Raw genomic sequence first — 10,619 nt, 5'->3', positions numbered from 1 at the left:
GGTGGTGGCGGCCTGCCGCGGCAAGCCGGGCACCGTCACCGAAGAGTCCAAGCCGACCACCCAGATGGCGCCGGCGCTGTTCGACCTGACCAGCCTGCAGCGCGAAGCCAACTCGCGCTTCGGTTTTTCGGCCAAGAACACCCTGGGCCTGGCCCAGGCGCTGTACGAAAAGCACAAGGTGCTGACCTACCCGCGTACCGATTCGCGCCACCTGCCCGAGGACTACATCGGTACCGTCAAGGACACGATGGAGGCACTGTCGGAGAACAACAACTATCACCAGTTCTCCAAGCAGATCCTCAAGCAAGGCTGGATCAAGCCCAACAAGCGCATCTTCGACAACACCAAGATCAGCGATCACTTCGCCATCATCCCCACGCCGCAGGTGCCCAAGAACCTGTCCGAGCCCGAGCAGAAGCTGTATGACCTGGTCACGCGCCGGTTCATGTCGGTCTTCTTCCCGGCCGCCGAGTTCCAGGTCACCACCCGCTATACCGAGGTCTCCGGACACCAGTTCAAGAGCGAGGGCAAGGTGATGATCAATGCCGGATGGCTGGCCATCTACGGCAAGGATGTCGAGAAGGAAGACGCCAAGGAAGAAGGCAAGGAAGGCAGTGGCACCCTGGTGGCGGTGGCCCCCGGCGAGAAGGTGCAGACCGACAAGGTGGTGGCCAATGCGATGGTCACCAAGCCGCCTGCCCGCTACAGCGAAGCCACGCTGCTGTCGGCCATGGAAGGCGCCGGCAAGCTGGTCGATTCCGACGAACTGCGTGAGGCGATGGCCGGCAAGGGGCTGGGCACGCCTGCGACCCGCGCGGCCATCATCGAAGGGCTGCTCAACGAAAAGTACCTGCTGCGCGAAGGCCGCGAGATGATGCCCACGGCCAAGGCATTCCAGCTGATGACGCTGCTGCACGGCCTGGGGGTGGACGAACTGACCGAACCCGAGTTGACCGGCGAGTGGGAACACAAGCTGGCGCAGATGGAGCGCGGCAAGATCAGCCGTGAAGAGTTCATGCGCGAGATCGCGCAGATGACGCAGATCATCGTCAAGCGCGCCAAGGAATACGACAACGACACCATTCCCGGCGACTACGCGACACTGCAGACGCCGTGTCCGAATTGCGCCGGCGTGGTCAAGGAAAACTATCGTCGCTTTGCCTGCACCAAGTGCGAGTTCTCGATGACCAAGGTACCCGGCGGACGCCAGTTCGAGATTGCCGAGGTCGAGGAGCTGCTCAAGAACCGTACCATCGGTCCGCTGCAGGGCTTCCGTTCGAAGATGGGACGGCCGTTCGCCGCCATCCTCAAGATCTCGCGCGACGAAGAGATCAAGAACTACAAGCTCGAGTTCGACTTCGGCCAGGACCAGGCCGACGGTGAAGGTGGCGAGCCGGTCGACTTCAGCCAGCAGACCCCGCTGGGTCCATGCCCCAAGTGCGGCAGCGGCGTCTATGAGATGGGCCTGGCCTATGTCTGCGAGAAGACCGTCGCCAAGCCCAAGGCGTGTGATTTCCGCAGCAGCCGCATCATCCTGCAGCAGGAGATTTTGCCCGAGCAGATGAGCAAGTTGCTGGGCGAAGGCGCCAAGACCGACCTGTTGCCGGGCTTCATCTCGCAACGCACCCGGCGTCCTTTCAAGGCGTTCCTGGTGCGCGGCAAGGATGGCAAGGTCAGCTTCGAGTTCGAGGAACGCAAGGCCAAGGCACCGGCCAAGGGCAAGGCTGCCGCCGCCGACGACGGGGCCGACGAGGCTTCGGCCAAGCCGGCCGCCAAGAAGGTCGCGGCCAAGAAACCCGCTACCAAGGCCGCCGCCAAGAAACCGGCTGCGGCCAAGAAGCCGGCGCTGAAGAAGGCCACGCCGAAGAAAGCGGCCAGCGCCTGACGTTGCAGCAGCGAAAAAGAACCTCGCCCGGCCGGCGAGGTTTTTTTTTGCGCGTCGCAGCCGCATGTCGGCGGCCGCTGCGCACAGTCCACCAGGGTCCGGGTGCACCCAGGGGGCGATGATGAGATGATGCTCATCCCTGCGTCATTTTGCTCGCTACCAACGCCATGAGAGACCTGCCCCCCACCGCCACGCTACGCGCCTTTGAAGTTGCCGCCCGGCATGCCACGTTCACTTCCGCCTCGGCCGAACTGCACGTGACCCAGAGCGCGGTCAGCCACCAGTTGCGGCAACTCGAGCAACGCTGGGGCGTGCAATTGTTCTCTCGCGGCAAGACGCTGGCCCTGACGCCAGCCGGCCAGGCACTGGCGCCGCTGGTGCGCGAATTCTTCATGAAGCTTGAAACGACGCTGGCCGACCTGCGCGCCCAGGAGGGCAGGGTGCCGCTCAGGGTCAGCACCACCTATTCCTTCGCGCTTAAATGGCTACTGCCGCGGCTGCCCGGCCTGGCCCGGGAACATCCGGAAATCCTGGTCACGCTGGAGACCACCGACGCTGCGATCCATTTCACGCCGGCACAGGCCGATGTCGCCATCCGTTTCGGCACCGGCAACTACCCGGCGCTGTTCAGCGAGTTCCTGTTTCGCGAGCAGATCTTCCCGGTGGCCAGTCCGGCGCTCATCGAGCGGCTGGGCACACCGTGCCAGCCGGCCGACCTGCTGCGTTATCCGCTGCTCACGCGCGCCGGCGCCGACATGGTGCCCAAATGGGCCATGTGGTTCCAGCAGGTGGGCGTGGCCGTGCCCACCTTCGGCGAGAGCGTGCGCCTGGCCGATACCAACATGACCATCGAAGCCGCGCTGCTGGGGCAAGGGGTGGCCCTGGCGCGCAGCGGACATGTCGAGCGCGAACTGGCCGATGGCAGCCTGGTCAGGCTGTTCGAGGTCTCGCTGCCCTCGCCGCTGGCCTATTACTTCGTCTGTCCCAAGGGCATCGAATCCCAACCCCATGTCGTCGGTTTCCGCCAGTGGCTCATGGCGCAGGCCTGCCATGTCGGCGAACTCTATTGACCGGCGGTCGGGCACCATGAAGTTTTGTTCATGTCGCAATGAAGAGACTTCGCTTTAGTCGCGGCGCCGCAATGCTTACCATGGCGCATGCCCATTCATCTTGTCCTGCTGATCCTGTTGGCCGCTCTGCTGCATGCTGGCTGGAACGCCCTGCTGCGCGCGGGCAGCGACCGCCTGTGGTCGATGACCGTGATGTGCCTGGCCGTCGCCGCGGCCAGCATGGTGGGCTGCGCGCTGCTGGTGCCGCCAGCGCGCGCCAGTTGGCCCTATGCGGTGCTCTCCGCGGTGCTGCATGTCGGCTATAACCTTTTCCTGGTGCGCAGCTATCGCAGCGGCGAACTGGGGCAGACCTATCCGATCGCACGCGGCTGTTCGCCCTTGCTGGTGACGCTGGGTGCGGCGCTGGTGGCCGGCGAGAAGGTAGGCCCGGTCGCCCTGGTGGGGATTGCGCTGGTGTCGGTCGGGATCATCTGCCTGGCCTTGCGTGGACGTCGGCTCGCCGTGCCCGGCCTGCCCTACGCGCTGGGCACCGGCTGCTTCATCGCTGCCTACAGCGTGGCCGACGGCATCGGCGTGCGCCTGTCCGGCACGCCGATGGCCTATACCGCGTGGATGTGCGCGCTGTGGGCAATACTGATGCCATTGGTCTATGTGGGCCTGCGCGGCTGGCCCTGCGCGCGTCGCCTGTTCACGCCCAGCCCCGCTTTCGGCATTGCCTTCGGCGGTGGCCTGGTGTCGCTGCTGGCCTATGGCATCGTGATCCATGCCATGTCGAGTGCGCCCATGGGCGCGGTCTCGGCGCTGCGCGAAACCAGTGTGCTGTTCGCCGCGCTGATCGGTTATCTGTTCCTGGGCGAATCGCTGGGCGCGATGCGGCTGCTGGCCTGCGTTGCCATCGCGGCCGGCACGGTCATGATCGGCTAGGTGCCGGGACATACGGTTTTTCTACTGCTGGAGAATGTGATGAATGCCGATACACCCGCGCCGCTGATCCTCATTACCGGCGGCAGCCGCGGCATGGGGGCTGCCACCGCGCGCCTGGCTGCGGCCCGAGGCTACGACGTGGCCCTCAGCTATGCCGCCAACGCCGCCGCGGCCGAAGAGGTTGCAGCCGATGTGCGCAATCTGGGACGACGGGCCCTGGCCATGCAGGCCGACAGTGCCGATCCACAGCAGGTGGCCCGGCTGTTCGAGGCGATCGACGGCGAATTCGGCCGCATCGATGTGCTGGTCAACAATGCGGCGATCCTCGAACGGCAGTCGCCACTGGAAAACCTGGGCTTTGCGCGAATGCAGCGCATCTTCGCGGTCAACGCGATCGGCCCCATGCTGTGCGCACAGCAAACGATCAGGCGCATGGCGCATCGCCACGGCGGCAGCGGCGGGGTAATCATCAATATCTCGTCGGCCTCGGCCCGGCTCGGCAGTCCTAACGAGTATGTGGACTACGCCGCCTCCAAGGGCGCGCTCGAGACCTTCACCACCGGATTGGCCAAGGAAGTCGCGCGCGAGGGGATCAGGGTCAACTGCGTGCGCCCCGGACACATCTATACCGACATGCATGCCAGCGGTGGCGAGCCCGGCCGGGTGGACCGCGTCAAGGATTCGATCCCCATGGGCCGCGGCGGCCAGCCCGACGAAGTCGCCCGGGCCGTGCTGTGGCTGGCCGGCGCCGAGGCTTCCTTCATCACCGGTACCTTCCTCGATGTCACCGGCGGCAAGTAGGGATCGCCGTCGGCCTGGCCGGCCTGATGAGGCAGTCGGGGCATCGGGCCGGGCGGGCAGTGGTGGACCGGCCTAACCGTAGACGACCGTCAGCGGCGAGTGGTCCGAAAAGCGCTGCTCCTTGTAGATCGATGCGCTGCGCGCGGTGGCGGCGATCCCGCGCGTGGCCACGTGATAGTCGATGCGCCATCCCACGTTGTTGGCCCAGGCCTGGCCCCGGTTGCTCCACCAGGTATAGGCGTCGCCGGTGGTCTCGGGATGTAGCAGGCGATAGACATCGACCAGGCCCAGCTGGTCGAAGATGCGTGTCATCCAGGCGCGTTCTTCGGGCAAGAAGCCGGAATTCTTCTGGTTGCTCTTCCAGTTCTTCAGGTCGATCTCCTTATGGGCGATGTTCCAGTCGCCGCAGATGACGATCTCGCGCCCGCTCCGTTCCAGTTCCATCAGGTGCGGCAGGAACACTTCCATGAAACGGAACTTGGCCAGCTGGCGTTCTTCGCTCGACGAGCCCGACGGGGCATACAGCGAGATCACGGTGAGGTCGCCGAAATCGCACTCGACATAGCGTCCCTCGGCGTCGAATTCGGTATTGCCGAAGCCGATGCGGATGGCGTCCGGTTCGCGCTTGCTGTAGACGCCCACGCCCGAATAGCCCTTCTTCTCGGCATAGTGGAAGTGGCCCACGTAGCCCTCGGGGGCCAGGAACTGCTCGGTCATGTCGGCGGCCTGGGCCTTGAGTTCCTGGACGCAGACGAAGTCGGGCGACTCCTTGTGCAGCCATTCGAAGAAACCCTTCCTGGCCGCCGAGCGGATGCCATTGAGGTTGGCGGAAACGATTTTTGGCATGTTCTATCCTGCAAAGTGAGGCCGGTAGCATAACCGATAGGGCGATTCATTTAAAATATCGCCCTGATCACGCTGTATCGGCCTTGCCTGGTGGCAAGCCGGGTGCCGCGGCTTGTCCATTACACTTTTCCCCGGGAATGCATCTTGAGCAACTTGAGACAGGAATTCATCGAATTCGCCGTGTCGGCGGGCGTGCTGCGCTTTGGTGAGTTCGTCACCAAGGCCGGTCGTACCTCGCCTTACTTCTTCAATGCCGGCCTGTTCAGCGAGGGCGCGACGCTGGCCCAGGTAGCGCGCTTCTATGCGCAGACGCTGGCCGAGGCCGGCGTCGAGTACGACATGCTGTTCGGCCCCGCCTACAAGGGCATCACCCTGGCCTCGGCCACGGCAGTGGCGCTGGCCGGCATGGGCCGCAACGTGCCGTTCGCCTTCAATCGCAAGGAAGCCAAGGACCACGGCGAGGGCGGCACCATCGTCGGCGCCAGGTTGCAAGGCAAGGTGGTGATCATCGACGACGTGATCTCGGCCGGCACCTCGGTGCGCGAATCGGTGGACATGATCCGTGCCGCCGGCGCCACGCCCTGCGCGGTCCTGATCGCGCTCGATCGCATGGAGCGCTCGGGCAAGGACGGCGCACTCTCCGAGCTGTCGGCGGTGCAGGAGGTGGCACGCGAATACGGCATGCCGGTGATCTCGATCGGCAACCTCAACGACCTGTTCGACTATATCTCGACCGGCGCCGATGCCCAGATCCTGCAGCACAAGGATGCAGTGGCCGCCTATCGCACCCGCTACGGCGTCTGAGGCGCCGGGCCGCGCCGGCTGGCCGAACGAAAAATGGCTGCATCTCATCGATGCAGCCATTTTTTTGCCTGGAGCGTGGGTTCGTTACAGGGGCCGGATCACGCCGCTGGTGTCGCGCCGCTGCAGGCGGTCGTCGAGTTCGCCGACCTGGGCCGCCACCGCATTCTCGGTTTGCTCCACGCGCAGGGCAATGTCCCTTTGCAGGCTGTCGAGTCGCTCGGCGATCAGCGTCTGCTGCTCGACCTGGCGCCGGTTGAGTTGCTCCATCTCGGTCTTGAGATAGCCGCGCAGATCGGTAAAGCGTGAATGTTCGGCCTGGTCGGCCAGGTCGCGCTGGGTTTGCAATTGCTTGGTCAGGCGCCGGCTTTCGAGTAACACGCTGGTTTGCAGCGTCAGGATATAGAGCAGGAAGAACGCGGTCAGCACCACGATGATCCCCAGCATCACCACGCCCAGCGGCGCCTGGAACTCGGTATAGATCAATGACAGCGTGGTCGGTGCGATGAAGGCGGTCCAGTTGACCGCCGCAAAAATGGCCACCAGTACCAGCAGCACCACCAGGAAAATGGTCCGGAATCTCATTTGCAGCCTCTCTTTGTTCGAATGATGTACACGAACCGATTGGACTGGGCGGGCGGGGCGATGTTCCTGATGGCAAACCGGCAACTGGACGGTTCAGCGTGGTACGTCGCCCTCGACGGTGGTGCGGTAGAGGGTGCGGCGCAGGTGCTGAGGTGTGATGGCGGCGTAGTGCTGGGTGCTGCGGTTATCCCAGAACACCATGTCGTGCGGCTGCCACTTGTGGGTATAGACGTTCTCGGGGCGGGTGATGTGGGCGTGCAGCTGCTTGAGCAGGTCGTCGCTTTCATCGCGCGGGATGCCGACGATATGCGAGGTGAAGCCCTCGCTGACGAACAGGATCTTGCGGCCGCTCTCGGGATGGGTGGTGATCACCGGATGCTGCACCGGCGGCACCTCGTCGATCTGCTTCTGCGTCAATTCCGGCCGCCAGGGCGAGAGCTTGCGTAGCCGCTCGTAGCGATACACATAGGAATGCACGGCCGTCTTGCCCGCCAGCAGCTTCCTGGTCTCGGCCGGCAGCCTGTCGTAGGCATCGGCGGTATTGGCGTACAGCGTATCGCCGCGTTCGGCCGGCAGTTCCTGCGAATGCAGTAGTGCTCCCAGGCTGGGCTTGGGCATGTACGACAGATCCGAATGCCAGTCGGCGCCGGCGTCGACCAGGCCGATCGGCTTGCCATCCTCGACCACGTTGGACACGATCAGGATCTCGGGATAACCCTGCAAGTGGAAACGGTTCAGCACGTGGACCTGCAATGGGCCGAAGCGGCGGCTGAACGCCACCTGCTGCGTGGGGGTAATGCGCTGGTCGCGAAACACCACCACGCCATGCGCCACCAGCGCCGCGCGCAGGCTGGCCACTTGGTCGTCGGCCAGCGGCAGGTCAAGGTTGAGGCCGGTCACTTCCGCGCCCAATGGGCCACCCAGGGGACGGATTTCAAAGGATTGCCGTGAACCCGGCGCCCGGGTGCGTTCCAGTGTATCGACCGACATGTGTACTCCTGTGCTTGGCTGGCCGCTGCCGACGCATGCCCGGCAGCGAAAAACACTGATTACACACGGCGCCGGCCGGGTGGACAACGAACAAGAATGCATAACCTTATGCGCTCGACGCGGCGACGCATTGACGACGGGCAATATGCATTAAAAAACCGCCTCCGAAGAAGCGGTTTGATCATGCCGGGCCAGGCCGTGCCTGGCTTCAGCCTGCCAGTTTCCTGCGTAGCAACTCGGTCAGCTGGGCCGGGTTGGCCTTGCCGCGGCTGGCCTTCATGGCCTGGCCGATCAGGGCGTTGATGGCTTGTTCCTTGCCGGCGCGGAACTCGGCCACCGATTTCTCGTTGGCCGCCAGTACCTGGTCGACGATCGCTTCGAGCGCGCCGCTGTCGGAAATCTGCTTCAGGCCCTTGGCCTGGATGATGTCATCGGCCAGCGAGTCCTGGTCGGACCTGGCTTCCCACATGCCGGCGAAGACTTCCTTGGCGATCTTGTTGGAGATGGTGCCATCGGCGATGCGCTTCAACAGCAGCGCAAACTGCGTAGCCGAGACCGGCGCGGCGGCAATGTCGGTGTCTTCCCGGTTCAGGGTCGAGGCGAAGTCGCCCATGAGCCAGTTCGCGGCAGGCTTGGCCTGTTCGCGACCGGCGGCGTTCACCACCGCCTCGAAATAGGCGGCCACGCCCTTGGATTGGGTCAGCACCATGGCGTCGTACTCGGGCAGCGCATAGTCTCGCACGAAGCGTTCGCGCATCGCCGCGGGCAACTCCGGCAGGGTGGCCTTGACCTGGTCGATCCACGCCTGGGCGATCACCAGCGGCGGCAGGTCGGGGTCGGGGAAGTAGCGGTAGTCCTGCGCGTCTTCCTTGCTGCGCATGGAACGGGTTTCCTTGCGGTCGGGATCGTACAGGCGGGTTTCCTGCACCACGGTGCCGCCGTCCTCGATCAGTTCGATCTGGCGTCGCACCTCGAAGTTGATCGCCTCTTCCATGAAGCGGAACGAGTTCAGGTTCTTGATCTCGCAGCGGGTGCCGAATTGCGCCTGGCCCACCGGGCGCACCGAGACGTTGGCGTCGCAGCGGAACGAACCTTCCTGCATGTTGCCGTCGCAGATTCCCAGCCAGACCACCAGCGAGTGCAAGGCCTTGGCGTAGCCCACTGCCTCGGCGGCGCTGCGCATCTCGGGTTCGGTGACGATCTCCAGCAGCGGCGTACCGGCGCGGTTGAGGTCGATGCCGGTCATGCCCTGGTAGTCCTCGTGCAGCGACTTGCCGGCGTCTTCCTCGAGGTGGGCGCGGGTCAGGTTGATGGTCTTGAACTCGGTCTTGCCGTCCTTCTCGACGGCGAAGCCGAGCGTGCCGCCCTGGACCACCGGGATCTCGTACTGGCTGATCTGGTAGCCCTTGGGAAGGTCGGGATAGAAGTAGTTCTTGCGCGCGAACACCGAGCGCGGCGCGATGGTGGCGCCGATGGCCAGGCCGAACTGGATGGCGCGTTCGACCGCGCCCCGGTTCAGCACCGGCAATACGCCCGGCAGCGCCAGGTCGACCGGGCTGGCCTGGGTATTGGGTTCGGCGCCGTACTGGGTCGAGGCGCCGCTGAAGATCTTGGATTGGGTCGAAAGCTGCGTGTGCGTTTCGAGGCCGATGACGACTTCCCACTGCATGATGTTGTCCTTGCCGATAGCGTAGATGGTAGCTGTTGGTGCAATTAGCCTGGTTCGCGCAGGTGCCAGTCGGTGGCCTGCTGGAAGCGGTGCGCCACGTTGAGCAGGCGCGCTTCGTCGAAGTAGTTGCCGATGATCTGCAGTCCGACCGGGCGCCGACCGTTCTTGTCGCCCTGGCCGAAGCCGCACGGGATCGACATGCCGGGCAAGCCCGCCAGGCTGGTCGAGAGCGTGAAGATATCGGCCAGGTAGTTGGCCACCGGATCGTCGGCCTTGTCGCCCAGGTCCCAGGCCACCGTGGGCGAGACCGGGCCCATGATCACGTCGCACTGGGCGTCGGGACCGGCCAGCGCATCCTGGAAGTCCTGCGCGATGAGCCGGCGGATCTTCTGCGCCTGCAGGTAATAGGCATCGTAGTAGCCATGCGACAGCACATAGGCACCGACCAGGATACGGCGCTTGACCTCGTCGCCGAAGCCTTCTGCACGCGACTTCTTGTACATGTCGGCCAGGTTGCCGTAGTCGGCGGCGCGGTGGCCGTAGCGCACGCCATCGAACCGCGACAGGTTCGACGACGCCTCGGCCGGCGCGATCACGTAGTACACCGGGATCGACAATTCGGTCTTGGGCAGCGAGATGTCGACCAGCGTCGCGCCCAGTTTCTCGAACTCGGCCAATGCCGCACGCACCGCCTGCTCGACGTCGGCGGCCAGGCCGGCGCCGAAGAACTCGTGCGGCACACCGATGCGCAGGCCCTTGAGGTCGTCGTTGAGCGAGCGGGTGAAGTCTTCCGTGGGGCGTTCCAGGCTGGTCGAGTCGCGCTGGTCGAAACCGCTCATGGCGTTGAGCAGCAAGCCGCAGTCCTCGGCGGTCTTGGCGATCGGGCCGCCCTGGTCGAGCGAGGAGGCGAAGGCGATCATGCCGAAGCGCGACACGCTGCCATAGGTCGGCTTGATGCCGGTGACGCCGCACAGGGAGGCCGGCTGGCGAATCGAGCCGCCGGTGTCGGTGGCGGTGGCCGCAGGCGCCAGGCGTGCGGCTACCGCCG

The 10,619-nt window shown here is 64.7% G+C and carries 10 protein-coding genes; 5 read left to right on the top strand and 5 right to left on the bottom strand.

The window, feature by feature from the left end:
• The 4 genes from PMI40_RS11190 to PMI40_RS11175 all read left to right on the top strand — a co-directional run.
• The coding region (locus PMI40_RS11190; RefSeq protein WP_040501928.1) for a DNA topoisomerase at nt 1-1,885 on the top strand (1,885 nt) is incomplete at its 5' end.
• Between the two features lie 167 nt (nt 1,886-2,052).
• Nucleotides 2,053-2,955, top strand: coding sequence for a transcriptional regulator GcvA (gene gcvA / locus PMI40_RS11185; protein WP_008115265.1), 903 nt, complete (start codon nt 2,053-2,055; stop codon nt 2,953-2,955).
• Between the two features lie 87 nt (nt 2,956-3,042).
• On the top strand, nt 3,043-3,879 hold the full coding sequence (locus PMI40_RS11180) for an EamA family transporter (protein WP_008115264.1): 837 nt from the start codon (nt 3,043-3,045) through the stop codon (nt 3,877-3,879).
• A gap of 39 nt (nt 3,880-3,918) precedes the next feature.
• Nucleotides 3,919-4,680, top strand: a complete 762-nt coding sequence (locus PMI40_RS11175; RefSeq protein ID WP_008115261.1) for a glucose 1-dehydrogenase — start codon at nt 3,919-3,921, stop codon at nt 4,678-4,680.
• A gap of 72 nt (nt 4,681-4,752) precedes the next feature.
• Here PMI40_RS11175 and PMI40_RS11170 read toward each other — a convergent pair whose 3' ends face one another.
• Nucleotides 4,753-5,526: an exodeoxyribonuclease III gene (locus tag PMI40_RS11170; RefSeq protein WP_008115260.1), complete on the bottom strand. Its 774-nt coding sequence runs from the start codon at nt 5,524-5,526 to the stop codon at nt 4,753-4,755.
• A 144-nt stretch (nt 5,527-5,670) separates the two neighbouring features.
• Here PMI40_RS11170 and pyrE point away from each other — a divergent pair, with 144 nt between their 5' ends.
• Nucleotides 5,671-6,330 (top strand): orotate phosphoribosyltransferase, encoded by a 660-nt coding sequence (gene pyrE / locus PMI40_RS11165; RefSeq protein ID WP_008115258.1) that lies wholly within the window; start codon nt 5,671-5,673, stop codon nt 6,328-6,330.
• A gap of 84 nt (nt 6,331-6,414) precedes the next feature.
• On the opposite strand, the gene PMI40_RS11160 is transcribed toward pyrE, so the two are convergent.
• The 4 genes from PMI40_RS11160 to PMI40_RS11145 all read right to left on the bottom strand — a co-directional run.
• Nucleotides 6,415-6,912: a LapA family protein gene (locus PMI40_RS11160; RefSeq protein WP_008115256.1), complete on the bottom strand. Its 498-nt coding sequence runs from the start codon at nt 6,910-6,912 to the stop codon at nt 6,415-6,417.
• Nucleotides 6,913-7,005: 93 nt separating this feature from the next.
• A complete protein-coding gene (locus tag PMI40_RS11155) occupies nt 7,006-7,902 on the bottom strand; it encodes a TauD/TfdA family dioxygenase (protein WP_008115254.1) in 897 nt (298 codons plus the stop codon).
• Nucleotides 7,903-8,110: 208 nt separating this feature from the next.
• On the bottom strand, nt 8,111-9,571 hold the full coding sequence (gene gatB, locus PMI40_RS11150; RefSeq protein WP_008115252.1) for an Asp-tRNA(Asn)/Glu-tRNA(Gln) amidotransferase subunit GatB: 1,461 nt from the start codon (nt 9,569-9,571) through the stop codon (nt 8,111-8,113).
• A gap of 44 nt (nt 9,572-9,615) precedes the next feature.
• A partial coding sequence (locus tag PMI40_RS11145) for an amidase family protein (protein WP_008115250.1) occupies nt 9,616-10,619 on the bottom strand: 1,004 nt, incomplete at its 5' end.

This window comes from Herbaspirillum sp. YR522, assembly GCF_000282575.1.
In the GTDB taxonomy this organism is placed as follows: domain Bacteria; phylum Pseudomonadota; class Gammaproteobacteria; order Burkholderiales; family Burkholderiaceae_D; genus Herbaspirillum.
This window is presented reverse-complemented; position numbering and strand designations above follow the sequence as displayed.